Origin of the sequence: Anaerofilum hominis (assembly GCF_014287275.1) — a bacterium.
GTDB lineage: Bacteria > Bacillota > Clostridia > Oscillospirales > Ruminococcaceae > Pygmaiobacter > Pygmaiobacter hominis.
Genome location: NZ_JACONZ010000002.1, coordinates 245,084 through 266,017 on the forward strand (window position 1 = coordinate 245,084; position 20,934 = coordinate 266,017).

General features: G+C 63.2%; 18 protein-coding genes. 13 read left to right on the forward strand and 5 right to left on the reverse strand.

Annotated features, from left to right (window positions below; genetic code table 11):
- Window positions 1-35: 35 nt before the first annotated feature.
- From H8S23_RS06275 to H8S23_RS06290, 4 genes are read left to right on the forward strand one after another with little or no spacing between them, the layout of a single operon-like run.
- A complete protein-coding gene (locus tag H8S23_RS06275) occupies window positions 36-497 on the forward strand; it encodes a potassium channel family protein (protein WP_341479900.1) in 462 nt (153 codons plus the stop codon).
- Window positions 494-1,165: a potassium channel family protein gene (locus tag H8S23_RS06280; RefSeq protein WP_186887477.1), complete on the forward strand. Its 672-nt coding sequence runs from the start codon at window positions 494-496 to the stop codon at window positions 1,163-1,165. Before H8S23_RS06275 ends, H8S23_RS06280 begins: the two co-directional genes overlap by 4 nt.
- Complete coding sequence (locus tag H8S23_RS06285) at window positions 1,158-2,678, forward strand: TrkH family potassium uptake protein (protein WP_243165910.1); 1,521 nt, start codon at window positions 1,158-1,160, stop codon at window positions 2,676-2,678. The genes H8S23_RS06280 and H8S23_RS06285 overlap by 8 nt, the downstream gene beginning before the upstream one ends.
- Complete coding sequence (locus tag H8S23_RS06290) at window positions 2,675-3,520, forward strand: DUF4118 domain-containing protein (protein WP_186887478.1); 846 nt, start codon at window positions 2,675-2,677, stop codon at window positions 3,518-3,520. The genes H8S23_RS06285 and H8S23_RS06290 overlap by 4 nt, the downstream gene beginning before the upstream one ends.
- A gap of 205 nt (window positions 3,521-3,725) precedes the next feature.
- Here the strand turns inward: H8S23_RS06290 and H8S23_RS06295 are convergent, their stop codons facing one another.
- The 3 genes from H8S23_RS06295 to H8S23_RS06305 form a co-directional block, all read right to left on the reverse strand.
- Window positions 3,726-4,289: a 6-pyruvoyl trahydropterin synthase family protein gene (locus tag H8S23_RS06295; protein ID WP_186887479.1), complete on the reverse strand. Its 564-nt coding sequence runs from the start codon at window positions 4,287-4,289 to the stop codon at window positions 3,726-3,728.
- A gap of 732 nt (window positions 4,290-5,021) precedes the next feature.
- The gene (locus H8S23_RS06300; protein WP_186887480.1) at window positions 5,022-6,602 is read right to left on the reverse strand and encodes an ABC transporter permease/substrate-binding protein; all 1,581 of its coding nucleotides are present in this window, start codon (window positions 6,600-6,602) and stop codon (window positions 5,022-5,024) included.
- Window positions 6,599-7,741 carry a betaine/proline/choline family ABC transporter ATP-binding protein gene (locus tag H8S23_RS06305; RefSeq protein ID WP_186887481.1) on the reverse strand — a complete coding sequence of 381 codons (1,143 nt, stop codon included), beginning with the start codon at window positions 7,739-7,741 and terminating at the stop codon, window positions 6,599-6,601. The genes H8S23_RS06300 and H8S23_RS06305 overlap by 4 nt, the downstream gene beginning before the upstream one ends.
- A 280-nt stretch (window positions 7,742-8,021) precedes the next feature.
- On the opposite strand from H8S23_RS06305, the gene H8S23_RS06310 reads away from it, so the two are divergent.
- Window positions 8,022-8,267: a hypothetical protein gene (locus H8S23_RS06310; RefSeq protein WP_186887482.1), complete on the forward strand. Its 246-nt coding sequence runs from the start codon at window positions 8,022-8,024 to the stop codon at window positions 8,265-8,267.
- A 281-nt stretch (window positions 8,268-8,548) separates the two neighbouring features.
- On the opposite strand, the gene H8S23_RS06315 is transcribed toward H8S23_RS06310, so the two are convergent.
- Complete coding sequence (locus H8S23_RS06315; protein WP_186887483.1) at window positions 8,549-9,094, reverse strand: phosphoribosyltransferase family protein; 546 nt, start codon at window positions 9,092-9,094, stop codon at window positions 8,549-8,551.
- Between the two features lie 332 nt (window positions 9,095-9,426).
- Entirely contained in the window at window positions 9,427-11,271 is a 1,845-nt protein-coding gene (glgB, locus tag H8S23_RS06320; RefSeq protein ID WP_243165911.1) for a 1,4-alpha-glucan branching protein GlgB, read from the reverse strand.
- Between the two features lie 184 nt (window positions 11,272-11,455).
- Between glgB and H8S23_RS06325 the strand changes: the two genes are divergently transcribed.
- The 8 genes from H8S23_RS06325 (at window position 11,456) to H8S23_RS06360 (ending at window position 20,920) form a co-directional block, all read left to right on the forward strand.
- Window positions 11,456-12,184, forward strand: a complete 729-nt coding sequence (locus H8S23_RS06325) for a DUF4830 domain-containing protein (protein ID WP_186887484.1) — start codon at window positions 11,456-11,458, stop codon at window positions 12,182-12,184.
- A gap of 247 nt (window positions 12,185-12,431) precedes the next feature.
- Window positions 12,432-13,163, forward strand: a complete 732-nt coding sequence (locus H8S23_RS06330) for a pseudouridine synthase (protein WP_186887485.1) — start codon at window positions 12,432-12,434, stop codon at window positions 13,161-13,163.
- Between the two features lie 215 nt (window positions 13,164-13,378).
- Window positions 13,379-14,464 (forward strand): PucR family transcriptional regulator, encoded by a 1,086-nt coding sequence (locus tag H8S23_RS06335; protein ID WP_186887486.1) that lies wholly within the window; start codon window positions 13,379-13,381, stop codon window positions 14,462-14,464.
- Between the two features lie 142 nt (window positions 14,465-14,606).
- Window positions 14,607-15,323, forward strand: a complete 717-nt coding sequence (gene ftsE, locus H8S23_RS06340; RefSeq protein ID WP_186887487.1) for a cell division ATP-binding protein FtsE — start codon at window positions 14,607-14,609, stop codon at window positions 15,321-15,323.
- Window positions 15,320-16,243, forward strand: coding sequence for a permease-like cell division protein FtsX (gene ftsX, locus H8S23_RS06345; RefSeq protein WP_186887488.1), 924 nt, complete (start codon window positions 15,320-15,322; stop codon window positions 16,241-16,243). Before ftsE ends, ftsX begins: the two co-directional genes overlap by 4 nt.
- A gap of 184 nt (window positions 16,244-16,427) precedes the next feature.
- Window positions 16,428-17,579 carry a murein hydrolase activator EnvC family protein gene (locus tag H8S23_RS06350; RefSeq protein WP_186887489.1) on the forward strand — a complete coding sequence of 384 codons (1,152 nt, stop codon included), beginning with the start codon at window positions 16,428-16,430 and terminating at the stop codon, window positions 17,577-17,579.
- A gap of 373 nt (window positions 17,580-17,952) precedes the next feature.
- A complete protein-coding gene (locus H8S23_RS06355; RefSeq protein ID WP_186887490.1) occupies window positions 17,953-19,314 on the forward strand; it encodes a S41 family peptidase in 1,362 nt (453 codons plus the stop codon).
- A 556-nt stretch (window positions 19,315-19,870) separates the two neighbouring features.
- A complete protein-coding gene (locus tag H8S23_RS06360; protein WP_186887491.1) occupies window positions 19,871-20,920 on the forward strand; it encodes a 3D domain-containing protein in 1,050 nt (349 codons plus the stop codon).
- The last annotated feature ends 14 nt before the right edge of the window (window positions 20,921-20,934 follow it).

A 20,934-nucleotide genomic window follows, 5' to 3' on the forward strand; every position in this document is an offset into this window, starting at 1 on the left:
ACCGGACCGAGAAAAAAGAAGGGATGGGACGCGCCGTGAGGGCAAAAAGGAACAACGGTATTTTGATCGCGGGCTGCGGGCGGCTGGGGTCGGGTCTGGCCTCGATGCTCAGTGCCCGCGGGCACAGTGTGACGGTGATCGACCGGGACGGCCGCGCCTTTCGCCGGCTGCCGGCAGAATTTGCCGGTTTTGAGCTGCAGGGGGATGCCACGGACCCGGATATTTTGCGGGATGCGGGCGTCGAGACGGCGGGACTGCTGGTGGCGGCCACCGAGAACGACAATGTGAACTGCATGATCGCCCAGATCGCGGGACGGCTGTTCGGGTTGGGGCAGGTTTTTGCCCGGTTTGACGACCCAGAGCTGTCCTATCTGGTGGAGGGGAGCGGTATCCATGTGCTCTGCCCGGCCCAATTGTCGATGGATGCGTTCAGCGCTGTCAGCCTGCTGAGCGCCGATGAGGCGGGGACGCCGCGCAGAGGGGGGATTTTCACATGAGGATCGCGATCGCGGGCGGGCGCGGCAAAGCGGATTATCTGATCCGGCTGCTGCTGAGCAGGCACCATCAGGTCGTGGCGCTGCATGACGACCCGGACTACTGCGCTTATCTCTCCCGCCAGCATCATATCCCGGTGATCTGCGGCGATCCTTGCAAGCGCTATGTGCTGGACGACGCTGAGATCGACGGGTTTGACCTGCTGGTGGCGCTGCGCCCCAGCGATGCGGACAATCTGGTGATCTGCCAGAGCGCGCAGCGGCTGTACCATGTGAAGCGCACACTGGCAGTGGTCGCCAGTCCCAAAAGCGTCGAGCTGTTTCAAAAGCTGGGGGTCACCACCGCGCTCAGCGCCGCTTATCTGGCGTCTCAGTATATCGAACAAGCCGCCGCGGTGGAGGGCATGGTGGATACCCTGCCGCTGGAAAACGGACGGCTTTCCCTCACCGAACTGCTGATCACGGCCGCAAGCCCGGCAGCCGGGAAAAAGGTGGCCCGGCTGCCGCTGCCGCAGGATGCGGTCATCTGCTGCATCCTGCGCGGCGGGGATATGCTGGTGGCAAGGGGCGAGTCTCAGGTGCTGGCAAACGACAAGCTGCTGGTGCTCTCGCCCGCCGCCCTGCGGGAGAGCGTCGTCGCGGCGCTGCGGGGAGGCAACGGCGTTGTGTGAATGTTTTTCCTGTCGGCAGGCGGAGGGCTGGCGGCTGATCCTGGGCTATTTCGGGGTGATCCTGATGCTGCTGGGCGGCATCATTCTGCTGCCGCTGCTGGTGTTGCCCGCCTACCCGGACGAGGGGGGACAGGCTGTTTTTTTCATTCTGCCCGGCTGCGGCGCGGTGCTGGGCGGTTATCTGCTGGCGCTGCTCATCCGCGGCAGGCCGCGCGGCCGGCTGCGCAAGCACCAGGACGCCGTCATCGTGGTGGGCGCGTGGCTGCTGGCGATCACCCTGTGCGCGATCCCTTTCCTGCTCACCGGCAACTATAATTTCACACAGGCTGTTTTTGAGTGCACCAGCGGCTGGTCCACCACCGGGCTGTCAGTGGTGGAGGTGGAAGCCGCGCCGCGCATCTTTTTGATGTATCGCAGCGTAATGCTGTTTTTTGGCGGGGTGGGCCTGGTGCTGGTGATGCTGTCGGTGCTTTCCGACAGCTATGGCATGCGGCTGTACAGCGCCGAGGGGCATGCGGACCGGCTGCTGCCGAACCTGGCGTCCTCCGCCCGCACCATCCTGGCCATCTACGCGGGGTACATCCTGGCCGGAACGGTGCTGTACAGCATTTTCGGCATGGACTGGTTCGACGCGCTCAACCACTCCATCGCCGCCCTCTCCACCGGGGGCTTTTCCACCCGGGCCGCCAGCATCGGCTATTATGACAGCCCGGCCATCGAGCTGGTCACCGTGCTGCTGATGCTGTTGGGCTGCACCAATTTTCTGGCCCATCTCTATCTGATCCGGGGCAGGCTGAAAAATTTTTTTGGCTACTGTGAGGTGCGCTTCTGCCTTTTTGCGACCGCTTTTGTGTCCCCGCTGCTGGCGGGGCTGCTGCTGACGGGAGGCCTGTCGGACACGCTGCCGCGGGCGCTGCGGGACGGCCTGTTTCAGACCGTCAGCGCTCTGACCACCACCGGCTTTCAGTCCATCCCTGGTTTTGCGGGCTTTCCCGGCGCAGCGCTGCTGGTCCTGATCCTGCTGCAGCTGATCGGCGGCGGCACCGGGTCCACGGCGGGCGGCATCAAGCAGTTCCGGATCTATATTTTATATAAGGATCTGATCTGGACGCTGCGGGACAAATTTTCCCACCGGCGGGTGGTGCACGACGATGCGATCCGCAGGCCGGACGGCCTTCAGCAGGTCGGCACGCGCACCCGCGGCGAAGTGGCGGGTTTTGTGCTGCTGTATCTGGCAGTCTTTGCGCTGGGCAGTTTTATCCTCAGCTGTTACGGCTACCCACTGGCGGAAAGCATGTTCGAGTTCTCTTCGGCGCTGGGCACGGTCGGCCTGTCCGCGGGCATCACTGCCTTTGACGCGCCCGCGGGCGTGCTTTGGACCGAGACCGCGGGTATGCTGCTGGGCCGGCTGGAGATCTATGTGGTGCTGCTTGCCGCCGTCCGGGCGGCAGGAGATCTGAAGAACGGGGCCGCCGCTCTGGCGGGTCAGCTGAAAGGGAGGATGCGCAGATGAAAGAAAAAAGGACGGTCCGCTGCGGCGCTCTGAATTACGGAAAAGCGGCCGCCGCGCTGGCGCTGTGCACCCTGCTGGCGCTGGCCCTGCAGCAGTTGGGGGCCCATACGGAAAATTGCTTGATGATCTACCTGCTGGGCACCATCATCATCATTTTGGAGACGGGCGGCTATTTGTTCGGCATGGGGTTTGCGGCGGTCTGTATGCTGGTATTCAATTTTCTTTTCACCGACCCGCGCCTTTCGTTCAAGGTCAGCGATCCCAACCTGCTGCTGACGATGGGCATCTTTTTGGTCGTCTCCCTGCTGACTGCGGTACTGGTCACCCGTCTGCAGCAGCAGGAGCGCCTGGCCCGCGATCTGGCGCGGCGCACCCAGGCCCTGTTTGAGATCAGCAGCGGTTATCTGAACCTGTCGGGGGTGGACAATATCGTCTATTACGGTTTGCGCAGCCTATACAGTGCCCGCGGCGACCGCTGCGTGGCCTATGTGGCAAGTCCCTCCGCCGGACTGTCAAAACCCTATTATATCGCGGCGCAGTTCGACGATCCCGCGGACCTGGAGGGGGAGGCCCTGCCGGGCTGGTGCCTGGTCAACGCCACGCCCTGCGGCGCGGGCACTGCGTTTTACGGCGAGTCCCATTGGCTCTATCTGCCCATCCGCAGTTCCGGCCGGGTGCTGGGGGTGCTGGGCGTTTTCTGCGGCGGCGGGCAGGCCGGGGACGAGCAGATGCTGTTTGTGCGCACGGTACTCTCCCAGATGGGCCTGGCGCTGGAGCGGGAACTGGGGAGCGGGGAGAAAGCGAAAAACAGCGATGTGTCAAGCGCCGGCGCCCCAGCATGAGATAAAAACGGCGCGGCGTACTTCTCCGGCCGGAGGGGAGATCTCTCCCGGCACGGCCTTTTGTCGCCGCGCCGGGATCTGCTTTGCAGGGCCGGACGGCTGGTCAGGGGACCGGCCCTGCCGGGCGGGAGCCGATTGCCCGAAAAGCGCAAAAAACGAGCAGCACATCCATTTTGGGATGTGCTGCTCGTTTTTTGCTTGTCTTTTACTTTCGGTATCCGCACTTGGGGCATACGCCGTTTTCATCCAGGGCGATACCGCATAGAGGGCAGCGGTCGATCTTGTTTCTGGTCTCAAATTCCGCACAGGCGGCGTTGACGCCGCTGGTGAAGGTGAGTTTGACGATGTTCAGCTGATCTTTCAACAGGTCGTAAACGATCTTGATCATGCCCTCAACGGTCATGGTCTCTTTGGTGACGACCAAACGGCACTCGGGATAGGCGGCTGCCAGTTCCGTTTTAAAAGCGGGGCCCTTCATCTGGTTGGTGGGCGCACCGTCCCGGATGCCCTGTTTTTCATACACGTCCAGCACGGCGGGCAGCAGGGGATCGTCCTCCCGCAGGATCAGGGCGTGATCAAAGTTTTTTAGCACGGCCCATGCGGCTTTCTGGATCTCATTACAGGGAAAGACCATGTTGACCCCGTCGTTGATCGAATCCTCCACTTCGATGGTCAAAATGCCGGTGTGGCCGTGCAGGTACTGCGCTTCGCCCTTGAATCCGTAAAATCGGTGTGCGTACTGCAGGTCCAATGTGGTGATGCTTCTCATGTCGCTGTTCTCCTTACATCTATTTTATTTACGGGATGCTCCCGTATGCGCACGGAAAGAGTGCTTTGCAGGCGAGCCCCGGCCAGGGCCGGCGGCCGTGCCGGCATTTGTAAAATGCCGTGAAAGCGGTATCGCGCCTGGTAAAAAAAACTGCGAGGCATGATAATTAATCTTTATTAATATAGTATATCAATAAAAACTAAAAGTCAATAGATGCAAAAAATTTTGTTTGACAGGCTCACCAAACTTGCAGTATCGCTTCCCCTGTCCAAAGGCGGCGCAAAAAATAAGCAGGCCTCGTCTGGGGGAGATACGAGAGAACGGCAGCGCGGACGGTTGAAGCGGCTGGGCGACAGAGACAAAAGGCTGCGGCCTGCCGGGGCGGCAGCGCGCGCCGGGGAGAGGGCGATGGGGCGTTCGTAAGGCTGCGCAGTTTCTCTGACAGCCCAAACCCGGCGAGGGCATGGACGTAGGAACGCCTGAAACCGAAGAAATGCGGGCGGCCAGATACGCCGCTCCTTACCTGTGTCCGGCGCGCAAAAAGGGAGACGCCTGCGGCTGGGCCGGCCGTCGGAAAGCGTCTCACTTTTTATGCATTTTTTTTGTGGGGCCGTTTTGCAGCGTTTTTTCGCAGCGTTTCCCGCCGCCGTAAAAGGCCGCCGCGCAAACGACGGCCCTTTGCATTGCGTGGGAAAAGGCGGTGTGTCCGCGACTGCTCCGGGAGGTCAGAGGTCAAATGAGGCCTTTGCCGGTAAGGAAAGCGACGGCCACATCTTTGGGATTTTTGCCTTCCACGTCCACCTCATAGTTCATCCGGGCCATCTCTTCGGTGGTGATACCGCCTTCCAGCCTGGCCAGCAGCGGTACCAGCTCGGGATAGCGGTCCAGCGTGTCCTGCCGCGCCAGATTGATGGCCTGGTAAGGCGGGAAGAAGCCCAGATCGTCCGTGAGCGGGATCAGCTTCACCTTGACCGTCATCGCATCGGTGGAGTAGGCGTCGGTCACATCCACCTCGCCCGAGTCGATGGCCTGATAGCGGATGTTGCCTTCCAGGCCGACGACCTCTTTAAAATGGATGCCGAACTGAGATTCCATCTTGGGCAGGCAGTCTTCCCGCTGTGTAAAGGCAGTGGTGCAGCCAAAGCGCAGGAACTGGGCATTATCCACAAGATCCGACAGAGTGTCCAGCCCATAGGACGCGGCGGCCTCCGGGCTGGCGCTGATCACGTATTCGTTGGAAAAGCCCAGCGGAGCCGAGACGGCGACGCCGTGTTCGTCCCGCATCAGCCGCGCCACGTCGTCGTAGACCTTTTGGGTGTCGGTCTCGGTGGGCAGCCCCAGCAGGATGGGACCGGCAATGCCGGTGTAATCGGTGAACATGTCGATGTCGCCCCGCTCCAGCGCCGAAAAGCTCAGCGGCGAGCCGTTCAGGTTGAACCGTTCCTCTACCTGGATGTCGGTGTTTTCCTCGATCAGCGTCTCATAAATGTAACCCAGAACGATCGCCTCGGTGAAGTTTGAGGTGCCCACGGTGATCCTTTTTTGCGAGGCGTCCAACGCCCCGGCGGCGGCGGAGCCGACCGGCACCGTCAGAAGCACCGTGCACAGGGCAGCAGCGACCAGCGCACGGCGACGTTTTTGGGCGCGGCTGCGCAGCACGATCTTCTCCGGGCTTTTGAGGCCTTCGGCGGTGACCCCCTTTTCCAGGGTAGAGAGCACCAGGTCCACCAGCAGGGCCAGAATGGAAGCGGGGATGGCGCCCAGCAACACCAGGTTGGGGTCGTTGCCGTTCAGCCCCAGGCTGATCAGCCAGCCCAGACCCTTCGCGCCCGCAAAGGCGGCGATGGTCACGGTGCCCACCGCGCCTACGGCCGAGATGCGCACACCGGCCATGAGAAAGGGCATGGCCATGGGCAGTTCTACCCGGAACAGACGCTGCAGGCGGGTGAGGCCGATGCCATCCGCGGCCTCCAGCAGCTTGGGGTCGATACTGGTGATGCCGGTATAGGTGTTTTTAATGATCGGCAGCAGCGCATAGAGCACCACCATCAGGATAGCCGGTTTTTCGCCGATGCCGATAAAGGGAACCAGAAAAGCCAGCAGCGCCAGACTGGGGATCGACTGCAGCACGTTGGCCAGGCCGATCACCGCGGCGGCGGCGGGCCTGTTTTTGGTGATGAGCAGCCCCAGCGGCACGCCGATCAGCAGCGAGAGGAGCACCGCCATGGTAGACAGGTCCACATGCTGCAAAAACAGCTCCCAGATCTCACCGCGCCGGTCCAGAAAAGCGGTCCAAAGAGTGTTGAGCGTCATATCACACCGCTCCTTTCGCTCTGGGTCTCAGGCGTCTCATACTGTTTGCTGAGAGTGGCCAGCAGGATGCTTTTGGTCAGATAGCCCAGCAGCTCTCCCTTGTGACTGAGGACCGGGATGACGCCTGAAATGTTGTAGTCGATGGTGTCGATGATCTTTTGCAGGCTGGTGTCCTCGTAGACCGAGACATAGTCCTGCGAGATAAAATTGTCCAGTGGGGCGCGGTAATCTTTGAACTTCTGCAGGTCGGCCAGCCAGACCACCCCTTCCAGTTGTCCGGCCCGGGTGACCAATACGCTGTCCACACCGCTGTGGTTCATCACCTGCAGCGCCTGTAGCACCGACCGCCCGCGGGAGATCCGGCTGGGGTTCTTTTTCATGATATCCCGCGCCTTGATGAACTCCGGGTTGCCCCACAGCCGGTTTTTGCCCACAAAGTCGGCCACATACCCGTCCGCCGGGCTGCGCAGCACATTTTCCGGTGTGTCGTACTGCACCACCCGCCCGTTTTCCAGGAAGCAGATGCGCTGGGCGAGCTTTACAGCCTCGTCCATATCATGGGTGACGAAGAGGATGGTCTTGCCGGTGTGCCGCTGCAGGGCGGCCAACGTATCCTGCAGCTCGGCCCGCGTGAGCGGGTCCAGGGCAGAGAACGGCTCGTCCATCAGGATCAGCGCCGGGTCGGCGGCAAAGGCGCGCGCCACCCCCACCCGCTGGCGTTGACCGCCGGAGAGCTGGCAGGGGTAAAGCATGCGGTATTCGTCAGGCTGCAGCTCCACCATTTGCAGCAGTTCCGCCGCCCGGGCGGTGCGGCCGGCGGCGGGCACCTTCGCATTTTTGAGAACCAGCTCCAAATTTTCCTCCACCGTCAGGTGGGGGAAGAGACCGCCGTCCTGCACCACATAGCCGATGCCGCGCCGCAGAGCGGCGAGGGGCAGCTGGGAGACGGGCCTGCCGTCCAGCAGGATCTCTCCGCTGTCGGCGGGCCCGAGCCGGTTGACGGTTTTGAGCAGCGTCGTCTTGCCGCAGCCGGAGGCGCCGATCAGGGCTACCAGCTCGCCGGTTTGCACCGTCAGGCTCACCCCTTTCAACACCGTCTTGGACTTATAGGATTTGGCGACATTTTGAAATTCGATCACAGCGTCCGATCTCCTCTCTTTTGGACGGTCCGGAAAGGCGCCTGCGCGGCCCTTTGCCGCCTGTCCTTACCGCCCATTATAGGAGCTTTGAGATTAGGTGAGGGTAAATTTTTTGTTGTTGGCGTAAAGATCCCGTTAAGACAAAAGTGATGCCGAAAGCGCCTTTACAAAACTTTAGCGTGCCGGAGCAAAGGTTAACCCCCGTTTTATGCGGGCGATGGTACACTGTGGGCACAAGAAAGGAAACGGGAAGTCCGTTTCGCGGCAGGGAGGATCTGCTATGACAGGGACAACGGAAGCGGCATATGCGGTGTGCGGGGAAAAAAGGGCGGCCCTGCGGCTGCCCGGCCGCGGCGCGCAGAAGCCATACAACAGGGAAGCCCGCCGCCGCAGATGGGAGCGCTGGTTTGCGCATCACAGGCTGGCGCTCTGGCTGTGCTGCTATCTGGGCGTACCCGCGGCAGTGCTGGGGACGGTCTGCCTGGTCTGCGGGCTGATCGCGCTGCCGATGCTGCTGGCTTTGTGATTTTTGGAGATGCAAATGCCCTCTGCCCCGGAAAGACAGCTCCGGGGCAGAGGGCATTTGCAGTAAACTCTGATCGGACCGCGGCGGGGGCGGCGCGAGAGACCTCGGCCAACCGCCCGGGCCCGCCGCAAAACAGGCACGGTTCCAGCGGCAGTGCCGCCCGGGGCGCAGGACGCAGCGATCTGGACCCGCCGCAAAGCGGGCTCAGCTCCCGCGCGGCTTCCACGCCGCTCCAGGCGGCTTTGGCAGGAGAGCGCCTTTTTTCGGGCGTGCGGGAAAACTTACAGCGGGAAGAGCGGCAGCTCTTCCAGAAAGAGGATGTCCGCGCGCTTTGCCGCGTCCCCCTCGGCCAGGATGGCGGCGCGGGCCGCCACGACGGCGCCCGCCTTTTCCACCAGGCGCTCCACCGCGGAAAGGCTTTCGCCGGTGGAGATCACGTCGTCCACAATGGCCACCCGCTTGCCCTTGATGGCCAGCGCATCCTTGCCGTCCAGGCAGAGGGCCTGGGTCTTTTGGGTGGTGATGGAGTTGACCTCATCGGTGATCGGGGCGTTCATATACGGCTTGATGCTTTTGCGGGCCACGATATAGTAAGGCAGGCCCAGCAGGCGGCTGACCTCGTTGGCCAGCGGGATGCCCTTGGCCTCGGCGGTGACCACATAGTCGATCTCGGGCAGGCGTTCGGCCAGCAGCGGGGCGGCGGCGGTGACCAGCTCGCAGTCCCCCAGGATGACGAAGCTGGCGATGGCGAGATCCGGCGCGATCTGGATGATGGGCAGCTGACGGGTGACCCCGGCAACGGTGAGTTCATAGGTGGAATTTTCCATAACGACACTCCTTTGGCGAAAATGGCGGGACACAGGGGATAACAAGGCTATTTTAGCACATTTTCAGCCGGGCGGGGAGGGAAACGAAAAAAAGAGGCGCAGGACGCTGCGCCGCGGTTTTGCACTTCTCCTGCGGCAGGATATCGGTTTTGCGCCTTTCCTGCGGCAGCACGGCTTTTCGGCCCCGGCGCAGGCGCCCGAAAGCGGCGCGGGGGGAAAGCGGCGCGCGGCGGCCCCGGCGGCCCGGCCCGCAGCCCGGGCAGAGCCTTTGCGTCCCGGGGCGGCAGGGAACGCTTCGACGGGCGTGACTTGGTTTGGTAAGATCGATGACGTCAAGATCGGGCGTCGGGGCCCGCTTCTGCGGGGGCGGCCCTGCCGGCGGACGGTCCGCTTTTTGCAAAGACCGCGGCCGCAAAGGGGGCCAGCTGCAGCACCACCCCGCCATAGGCCGGGATCAGGGGGCCGTTTACCCGGCCGCCGCCGCCAAACCGCTCGTCGTCGGTGTTCAGCAGCTCCCGCAGCGGTGCGCTGCCCCGCCAGGCCACCCCCGCCTCCTGCTTGAGCGCGCCGGAGAGGTTCAGCGCGAACAGCAGCCGCTCGCCGCCGCCTGTGCGGGAAAAGGCAAAGACCTCCGGGTCCTCGGTGTTCAGCGCCGTCCAGTTTTTGGGGTCGTATTCCCCGTCCCACAGAGCGGGATGCTCCAGATAAAGCTGGCCCAGCGCGGCGAAACAGCGGTCAAAGGCGGCGTGCATCGGGTATTCCAGCAGGTTCCAGTCCAGCTCGCGGTCCTCGTCCCATTCGCGGAACTGTCCCAGCTCGTTTCCCATAAAGCTGAGCTTTTTGCCCGGGTGGCAGAACATATAGGCGAACAGGGCGCGGCACTGGGCAAACTTTTCCTCATAGCCGCCGGGCAGCTTGTCCAGAATGGTCTTTTTGCCGTGCACGACCTCGTCGTGGGAGAGCGGCAGCAGATAGAGCTCGCTGGAAAAGTACTGCATCGAAAAGGCCAGCTGGCCCCGCAGCCGCCCGCGGACCTCCGGCGGCGCGGCAAAAAAGTCCAGCGTATCGTGCATCCAGCCCATGTCCCACTTGTAATCGAACCCCAGCCCGCCGTATTCCACCGGGGCGGTCACCTTGAGAAAGGTGGAGGAGTCCTCCGCCGTCAGCACCGCGCCCGGATGGCGGCGGTGCAGGCCGCTGTTGAGCCCGCGCAGGAACTCCACCCCGCCCGCGTTCACCCCCCGGGAGGGATCGCCCTGCCAGTAAAGCGCGTTGGAGACCGCGTCCATCCGCAGCCCGTCGCAGTGGTAAAAAGAGAGCCAGAGATCCGCCGCGGACTGTAAAAAAGAGCGCACCACCGGCTTGTAATAATCAAAATTGCAGCTGCCCCAGGCGCTTTGCGCGATGTCCGGGTGGTCGTATTCGTACAGCGGCGTGCCGTCAAAGCGGTGCAGGCCGAAATCATCGGCCACAAAGTGCACCGGCACAAAATCCATCAGCACCCCGATGTCCGCCCGGTGCAGTTCGTCGATCAGGTATTGCAGGCCCCGCGGGTCCCCATAGCGGCTGGTGGCGCTGAAATAGCCGCTCACCTGATAGCCCCAGCTGCCGTCAAAGGGGTGCTCGGCCAGCGGCAGCAGCTCCACATGGGTAAAGCCGTGCCGCTGCAGATAGGGGATCAGCGGTTCGGCCAGCTCCCCGTAGAACAGCCAGCCGCCGTCTGCGCGCCGCCGCCACGAGCCGGCGTGCAGCTCGTAAATATTCATCGGCCGGTCATAGCCCCGTCCCGGCGCGGGCCGCCAGCCGGCCGCGGCGCGGGTGGGGGACAGCCGTATCAGGCGCGAGGCGCAGCCGGGCCGCAGCTCGGTGCACAGCGCAAAGGGATCGGCCCGGTCCACCGTGCGGCCGTCCGCCCCCAGGATGCGGTATTTATACAGGCCCCCCTCCTCTGCGGCGGGGTCGGTCAGCGTCCAGAACCCGTCCGCGTCCCGGGCCATGGGGGCGGGGGCCCAGCCGTTCCAGCCGGCGATCAGCCCGACTGCGCGGGCCCCCGGCGCGTAGACGCGGAAAACGGCCCCCTCTGCCCCGGGCGCAAAGCGCCCGCCCAGCCAGCGCCAGGCCGTAAAGCTGCGCCCGGCCAGAAAATCCGCCCGCTCTTTTGCCAGATCCATCCCCATGACCGCCCCTCTCCGCCGCCGGCTGCCCCGACACGGTTTTGCTTGTCCGCCCCAATTGTATCATTTTTCTGCCGCCGGGTGCTATTTTTTGCGACAGAGACATAAATCTGTACAAATGACACACGGGGCGGCGCGCCGCCCGCGGGAGTAAATTTGGCAGGGGGAACTGCCGGGGAGGCCTGAGATGTTTGTGTTTACAATGAACAAAAACGGACTGAAAAAAGCCGCCGTCGTGGTCGGGTGCGCCGCGCTGCTGGTGCTGTCCGCCGTGGTGGTGAGCGGGGCGGTGAAAAACGGGGACACCAAAGCCACCGCGCTGACCGGGACGTCGGAGGCGGCAAAGCCGGGCAAGATCAAGGTGAAATCCACCGACGACATGGTGACCTATCTGGTCTCGATGGGGGTGGAGGCGGACATCTCCACGGCCAAGGTGGATAAGGTAAAGGTGCCCAAAAAGTGGGACGACAGCTTCGTCGCTTTCAACGAGGTCATCAAGCAGAGCGGCCTGGACCTGAGCAAGTACAAGGGCAAGACGGTGGAAAAATGGGATTTTGTCGCGCCCAACAGATCTACCGAGAGCGACACGGTCAGCGCCATCCTGCTGGTCTACAAAAAACAGGTGATCGGGGCTTACCTGATCGGCCGGCCGAGCGGCGAGGTGAGCGCACTGGCCGCGCCGGAGGCTTCGCCTGCGCCCAGCGCCGCGCCGACCGAGGGGCAGCCGGAGGGCACGGTGCCCACCATGACCGACGCCGAGCAGGCCCAGCAGCAGGGGGCGGAGCTGACGCCCGAGCAGCTGGCGCAGGTGAGCGCGGCGGCCCAGGCCGCGGGCCTGATCGACGAGCAGATCGCCGCGGCTGCGGCGGCTATTGAAGCCGCGGCGCAAAACCCGGACGCCCTGCCTTCCGAGTAGGCGGGCGCGGGCCCTGAAACAACGCTGTGCAGCGGCCGTCGGCCGCTGCTTTTTTTATAAAGGGAATGCCGATCGCTCCCAAAAAGCAGGACGGCGGGGGCTGCGGCGCCGTGCCGCCGTGCCGCACTTTCCGGCGGCGGGCCCTGCCGCAGCCGGGCGCCGCCCAGATATTTCCTCGCCCAGGACCGCCTTTCCGTGCTATAATATCCCCGTGGCCGCGGCGGCGGCCGGAAGGAGGCGCTCGTTCATGGCGCAATATCGGTTGGACCGGCTGCTGGCCGAGGCGGCGGGCATCCCGCGCGCGGAGGCGCGCCGGGCCATCCTGAGCGGGCAGCTGGCGGCGGACGGGGCGGTCTGCCGCCGGCCGGACCAGAAAATAGAGGACACCGCCGCCCTGACGCTGGCGGGGCGGCCGCTGTCCTGGCAGAAATATGTTTATCTGATGCTGGATAAGCCCCAGGGCGTGGTCAGCGCCAGCCGGGATGGCCGCGACACGACGGTGACCGACCTGGTGCGGGAGCAGTACCCGCGGCGGGAGCTCTTCCCGGCCGGGCGGCTGGACAAGGACTCCACCGGCTTTGTGCTGCTCACCGACGACGGGGTCTTTGCCCACGCCCTGCTGGCGCCCAAACGTCATGTGGACAAGGTCTACCAGGTACTGCTGGACGCGCCGGTGACCCCGGAGATGCTGGCCGGCTTTGCCGCGGGGGTCGTCCTGGCGGACGGGGAGGCCATGCTGCCGGCCGGCCTAGAGGCCGACCCGCAGGACCCCTGCCGGGCCACCGTGGTGCTGCATCAGGGAGTCTATCATCAGATCAAGCGCATGTTCGGGGTTTTCGGGGCCGGGGTGTGCGCGCTGCGGCGGGTGGCCATCGGCGGCGTGCCGCTGGACCCCGCCCTCGGCCCCGGCGGCAGCCGCCCCCTCACCGGCGCGGAGCTGGCCTGTCTGCGGGCCGCCTGCGGCGCCGTCAAAAGATAAAAAAAACGGGCGGGGCGGGCACGCTTTTTGGAGGCTTTTTGAGCGCGGTTTCCCGGTGCGCAGGGAATTTTATCAAGTTGCACAGGAAGCGGCTGGTTATTTTGTCGATTCCTATTGCAAAAGACGAAAGCATTGTGTAAAATAGAAATATACTACACGGCAAATTGGTGAAATTCACAATCGGCAGCCACTGCCAGAGAAGGGAATCGATCATTATGGCGAACAGAGTGTTTCAGGGCGTGATCTATCAGATGAAGGATGCGGTGGACCGCGTCCTGGGCGTCGTGGACGAGACCGGCACCATCATCTCCTGCAGCGAACTGACCAAGATCGGCGAGGTGCGGGACGGCATCGCGGCCGACCGGCTGTCGACCGGCGACGTCTTTGTGCGGGATGGCTACACCTACCACATGTTCAGCTCCAACAAGCGCAACGATTACGCGGTCTTTGTGGAGGGCGCCGACGACCTGGCGGGGCGCTATGCGTCGCTGATCACCATCTCGCTGCAGAACATCAAGCAGTATCACGACGAAAAGTTCGACAAGGCGAATTTCATCAAAAACGTGGTGCTGGACAACATCCTGCCCGGCGACATCTACGCCAAGGCGCGGGAGCTGCATTTCTCCACCGACGTGTCCCGCGTGGTGCTGCTCATCCGGGTCACCAGCGGCAACGATATCTCCGCCTATGACGTGGTGAGCGGCCTGTTCCCCGACAAGCAGAAAGACTTTGTCTTTAATATCAGTGAAAACGACACCGTGCTGGTCAAGGAGATCAAGCGCGGCATCGACCGCGAGGATATCATCAAGTTGGCCGCCAGCATCGTGGATACCCTCAACGGCGAACATTACATCAAAAGCGTCATCGGCATCGGCACCCCCATCGCCAACGTGAAAGACCTGGCGACCAGCTTCAAAGAGGCCCAGATCGCGCTGGAGGTGAGCAAGGTGTTCGACACCGAGCAGACCGTGGTCAGCTACGATAACCTGGGCATCGCCCGGCTGATCTACCAGCTGCCCACCACCCTGTGCGAGATGTTCCTCAAAGAGGTGTTCAAGCAGGGCAGCATCGACTCGCTGGACTCCGAGACCCTGTTTACCATCCAGCGGTTCTTCGAGAACAACCTCAACGTCTCTGAGACCAGCCGCGGGCTGTTCGTGCACCGCAACACGCTGGTTTACCGGCTTGAAAAGATCAAAAAGCTCACCGGGCTCGACCTGCGTGAGTTCGACGACGCCATCGTCTTCAAAGTGGCGCTGATGGTCAAAAAATATCTCAATTCCAACCCCGCCAAATACTGAGCGGCGCGCGGCGGGGATGCAGACAGAAAAAAGGTCCCGCGGGGCAGACCGCCTGCGGGCGGGGCAGGCCCCGTCCCGGGCGGTGCAGCCCTGCGGGGCTGCGTTTTAGGTCCCCGCGCGCGGGCAAAGGAGATTTTTGCCAATGATAGAGTTTAAAAACGTCAAAAAAGTATACCCGGGCGGCATCACCGCCCTGGACGGCATCAGCCTGAAGATCGACCGGGGCGAATTTGTCTTTGTGCTGGGGCATTCCGGCGCGGGCAAAAGCACCTTTCTCAAGCTGATCCTGCACGAGGAGACCGCCACCGAGGGCAAGATCGTGGTCAATGGATATGATTTCCGCCGGATCAAAAACCGGCAGATCCCCTATATGCGCCGTTCGCTGGGCGTGGTCTTTCAGGATTTCCGTCTCATCCCGACCATGACCGCCTACGAGAACGTGGCCTTTGCCATGCGGGTGACCAATATCCCTGAAAAGCAGATCCGCAGCCGGGTGCCCTATGTGCTGAACCTGGTGGGCCTCAAGGACAAGGCGCGCAGCTATCCGCCCGAGCTCTCGGGCGGCGAGCAGCAGCGGGTGGCGCTGGCCCGGGCCATGGTCCACTCGCCGCCCATCATCATCGCGGACGAGCCCACCGGCAACATCGACCCCGAGCTTTCGGTGGAGATCATGGAACTGCTCACCGCCATCAACAAGGTGGGCACCACCGTGGTGGTGGTCACCCATGAGCAGGAGCTCGCGGCCCAGTTTCACCAGCGCACCATCTACATAGAAAAGGGCGAGGTCGTGGCCGACACCAGCGCCGGGCTGCGGGACAAGCTGGTGTCCCCCAGTGAAGTGGAGGTGGTGGCGCGATGAGCTTTTCCGGTTTCAAATATCTCACCGGCCAGGGCCTGCACAACCTGACCCGCAACAAGCTGATGAGCATCGCCTCCATCGGCGTGCTCACCGCCTGCCTGGTCATCACCGGCATCGCGGCGCTGCTGTCGGTGAACGTGGGCAATTTTGTGGACTATCTGGGCGCGCAGAACAAAGTCATCGTCTATATGCAGCCCAACGCGGACGAGGCCTCCATCCAGGCTGCGGACGAGGCGATCGGGGCCATGCCGAATATCCTGGGCTACACCTATGTGGACAAGGACCAGGCCATCGAGGAGATGCAGGGCTGGATGTCCGACGGCGACGGCGAGTCTTACGGCGAACTGTTGGAGCCGTATAAGGGGGACGGCAACCCCCTGCTGGCCAGCTTCCGGGTGACGGTGGACGATCTGACCCAGATCGACGCCACCGTGGACCAGCTCAAAGCGCTGCCGGGGCTTTACTCGGTGGATGCGCCCAGCGACCTGGCCGGCACGCTGGTCTCGCTCAAAAACACGGTCAATATCGCCGGCTGGGGGCTGGTCGCGGTGCTGGCGGTGGTCTCGCTGGTGGTGATCTCCAACACCATCCGCATCACCGTTTTTGCCCGCCGCAAGGAGATCAACATCATGAAGTTCGTGGGCGCGACCAACGGCTTTATCCGGCTGCCTTTCCTGGTGGAGGGCACGGCCATCGGCCTGATCTCCGCCGCCGTGGCCTTCGGGCTGGTGTCGGGGGCGTATCTGGGCGTGCTGGAAGCGGTCTCCCGCTCCGGCACAGGGCTGCTGTCCAACCTTTATTTCACCCTGTTGTCTTACCGCGCGGTCTGGGCCCCGCTGCTGATCGGCTTTGTGGCCAGCGGCGCGGTGCTGGGCGGCTTCGGCAGCGCGGCAAGCGTGCGCAAGCATTTGAAAGTCTGACGGCCCGTCCGCCCGGCAGGGGCCGGGCAGCATAAAAGCTCCGCCAGGGGGCGCCGCGCAGCCGTCTGCCCGGCCGGGGGGACCGGCGCAGGGCGGCAAAAGCGCTGTACGGGCTGCGGCCGCCGGCCGCGGACGCGGGCCCCGGGGAGCGGCATGTCCAAGATCACTGTAGTTGGAGGCGCGTATGAAAAAAAAGACCGCACGTGTTATCTGCCTTGCCATGGCGATCCTCATGGCTCTGATGCTGGCTTTGCCCTATGTGGCGCGGGCCACGGCGGCCGACGATGTGGAGCGGCTGCAGCAGGAGCTGAACGAGGTCAAGAAAAAAGGCGAAGAGCTGGAAGAAAAGGAAGAACAGCAAAAATCCTACAGGGACAACCTGAAGCGCCAGAACGATATCATCCAGGCGCAGATCGACGCGCTGGGCACTTCCATCGACCAGACCAAGGAGCAGCTCGCCCAAAAGCAGGCGGAGCTGGACCAGAAGCGGCGCGACATCGCCCAAACCGACGCGCTGTTTCAGGAGCGGCTGCGCGCCATGCAGGTGAACCGCACCTCCGGGCTGCTGTCCACCCTGCTGGCGGTCAACAGCTTTGACGAGCTGCTCACTGCGTCCACCACCCTGTCCCGCATCTCGGTGGCCGACACGGAGCTGCTGAAAAAGCTGGCGGAGGAAAAGGCGGAGATGGAGCGGCAGGAGGCCGAGATCAACGCGCAGCTGGACCAGCTGCAGGCTGATCTGGACGCCCAGAACGCCAAAAAGCAGGAGCTTGCCGGCAACCTGCAGGCGGTGGACGCCAGCCTGAGCGACATTGAAGCGGCGCAGAAAGCCAATGCCGCCGACGAGGCCCGGCTCACCCGGGAATACAACGCCGCCCGCGCTGCGGCCCAGGCGGAGATGAGCAAACCCTCGGACAACCCGGACTTTGTGGGCGGCGCCTACGGCTGGCCGGTGCCCGGTTTTTACAACATCTCCTCGCCTTACGGCTGGCGCATCCTTTATGGGCAGAGGGATTTTCACACCGGCATCGACATCTCCGGCGGCGGCCGGGTGATCTACGGGGCGGGCGTGACCGCCAGCCTGCCCGGCACGGTGCAGACGGTGGTCTACGGCTCGCGCGGGTACGGGTACTACGTCATTGTGGACCACGGCGGCAACAACAAAACGCTTTACGGGCATATGAGCGCCATCTATGTCACGCCGGGGCAGGCGGTCGGTCAGGGTGAAACGCTGGGCGCGGTGGGCAGCACCGGCAATTCCACCGGCCCGCACCTGCATTTTGAGATCCGTCAGAACGGCCAGCAGGTGGACCCCGCGCCGTTCTTGGGGCGCTGAGGGGCCCGGCTTTTTGCCGCGCGGTCTCTTCGCGCGGCAAAAGGCGTCCGCTGCGTCAAAACCGTCTGCCGGGGCGGCCTGTTTGGGCATTTTCCGGCTGTCGGGGCGCGGGCCCCGCGCCCTGCCCGCATTTCTGAGCGGGCTTTCCGGCGCAGCGCGGCGTTCATAAAACCAACACATTCCGGCAATATAATGAAGCGGGATCAGCGGGGCGGCCCTTTTGCGCCGTTTCGCGGGAACGGACGAGAGACCAGGCGCACCCCGGGGGCCGCGCGCAAAAAAGCTGCGCAGGCCCCGGGGCGCGTTTTGCCGGTTTGGGGGCAGAAGCTCTTTCCCCCGAAAAAAGTGCCGAGAGATCCGGGAGGTTCGCAATATGAAAAAAAAGATATCGGTCAGCCTCGCCATCGCCATCGCGATCATCGCCATGACGGTGACTTTTTCGGTGACCATGATCCTGGCCATGAAGCTGTTTGACAGGACCGTGAGCGATGTAAATGAAAAACAGGTGATGTACAATAAGCTGGCGGAGATCGACAAGGTGGCGCGGGACAATTTTTACACCGAGATCAACGACCAGACCCTCTACGACATGCTGGCCACCGGCTACGTGGCCGGCCTGGGGGACCGCAACAGCAAATATTACACCGCCAAGCAGGTCACGGAGCTCAACGACACCGCCAGCGGCAAGCTGATGGGCATCGGCGTAGAGGTGGTCAAGGACGCCAGCGGCTATTTCCGTATCGTCAAGATCTATCCGGGCAGCCCGGCCGAGGCGGCGCAGCTCTCGCAGAATCTCATCATCACCAAGCTGGACGAGACCGACCTGAAGACCCTTACCCTCGACGCGGTGAACAGCCTGCTGAAAGGGGAGAGCGGCACCACCATCAAGGTGACTTACCTGCAGGACAACGCCGAGACCCCGGTGGATATCCAGCGCAGCCCGTTCGACCTGCCCACGGTGGAGTTCCAGCTGGTGGACGCGGTGGGCTATATCAAGATCCGCACCTTTGCCGACGAGACGGTGTCCCAGCTGGATTACGCCATCAATGCGCTCACGCAGCAGGGGGCCTCCTCGCTGGTGTTCGACGTGCGGAACAACGCCGGGGGCTCGCTGTCCGCGGCGGCCGAGTGCGTCGACCTGCTCTGCCCCGCGGGCACCATCGTCTCGGGCACCTATAAGGGCGGCGAGACCAAGGTGCTTTATACCAGCGACGAGAAAGAAGTGGCCCTGCCCATGGTGGTGCTGACCAACGGCAACACCGCCTCCGGCGCGGAGCTTTTTGCGGTCTCGCTGCGCGATTTCGGCAAAGGGCGCATCGTGGGCGCCAAAACGGCGGGCAGGGGCACCCTGCAGCGGATGTACACCATGACCGACGGCAGCGCCGTCAGCCTGACGGTGGCGGTGATGGTGCCGGGCAGAAGCGAGAGCTTCGACGGCGTCGGCGTGACGCCGGACTATGAGCGCACCCTCTCGGCAGAGGAAGAGCTGGCCTATTACGATTACACAGTGAACGACGACCCGCAGATCCAGCGCGCCATAGAGGTGGCGGTGAGCCTGGCCGCAGGCAACAGCGGCAACGGGCCCGCGCCCTCGTCCAGCGCCGCGCCGGACAGTTCTTCCTCGCAGGCGTCTTCGGACGGCGCGGACGGCGTGGCGGATAGCGGAGTTTCCTCCGCGCCGCCGCAGGACGGTTCCTCCGCGCCGCAGGACGCGTCTTCGGACAGCGCCGCATAGAAAAAAGAAAGAGCTTCCTTTCCCGCTGCGCGGGGGAGGAAGTTTTTTTGTAGTTACAGTGCGGACAGAAAAAAATAGAGCGGTCCGGGCGGCGGCAAAAAGAGCGGCGTCGAAAAATGCATTTAAATGCAAAAACAGGGGCGCTGAATCGCAAATATCCGAGTAAAGAAAAGGAAATAAAGAAAATCGTGAATATAAAGCTGTATATCTATACCAGCCCCGTCAGAGGGTGAAATCCCCCCGGATTTTGACGGCAGTTTTGTTTGACCCGGGTGGGCCGTTTTGGTAAAATGCTCGAAGTGAGGTCAAGAAAGGGCCAAGGCAACTTGCCGTTCCGCGCGGGCAGACAGCGCGGCGGCGTCTTTTTTCTCTGCAGCGGCCCGGCAGAAATTCAAAATGATTCGCGTCTCCGCCGCCGGCGTCCCCGTACCGATTCGGGCTTTGCCGGCGGCGTTGCAGACGGCGGCGCGAAAGACAGGGTTTGACGTTTTTCGCGAACGGCCCGGCAAAGCGCGCTTCGGTGCGCGTGCCGGACGAAGAAAAAAGGAGTGAATGCATGACCAAGCTCATCGAGCATCTGCGGCGCCGCATCGCGGGCATCCCCGCGAGAGCGTACGCCGTGGCAATTTCCGCAGCGGCCCTCTGCTGCACCCTGTTCAGCCTGTATCTGGCGCTGAACATCGTGCTGGTGACCGACTCTGACGGCAACCGTCAGATGCTGTTCACCACTGCAGAGGACCCGCAGCAGATCATGGAGGTGTCCGGCATCGTCGCCGGCGAACACGACGACGTCTTTTACACCGAGTACAACGGCAATGTGGCCAGCCTCAACATCCAGCGCGCGTTCACGGTCGCGGTCGAGGCGGACGGGGAGACCCGCACCGCCTATCTCACCGACGGCACTGTGGAACAGGCCCTGGCCCAGGTGGGCGCCGCGCTGGGCGAACACGATTATACCGAGCCGTCCCTCAATACCTCACTGACCGAGGGCGACACGGTGACCGTGCACCGGGTGGAATACCGGGATACGGTGGTCCAAAGTGAGATCGAGCCAGGGACCGTCTATCAGGAGACCAGTCTGCTCTACCGGCGCAAAAACTCCAGCTATGTGGTGCAGGAGGGGGTGCCCGGCCTGCGGGAGACCACCACCCGCGAGCGGGTGGTGGACGGCGCGGTGGAATCCGCCGAGGTGATCCGGGTGGAGGATGTGGTCCCCGCACAGGACACCATTATCATGCGCTACGGCGCAGGCGCGCCGGTCTCCCCGCTGGAGGGGCCTGCGGGCGTCACGGTGGAAAACGGCGTGCCCAGCAGCTACCGGCAGGTGCTCACCGGCCGCGCCACCGCCTATTCCGCCCGCCGCGGGCGCGGCTCGTCCGGCCTGGGCCTGTATGAGGGCACGGTCGCGGTAGACCCCAACGTGATCCCGTACGGCAGCCTGCTGTATATCACCTCTACCGACGGCCGGTTTGTCTACGGCTATGCCATCGCCACCGATACCGGCTCGGCCATGCAGCAGGGCCACGCCCTGGTGGACCTGTTCTACGACACCTTTGACGAGGCGTATCTGTCCGCCGTCCAAAGCGTCAACGTCTATATCCTGTAAGGGCGGGGCAGGAA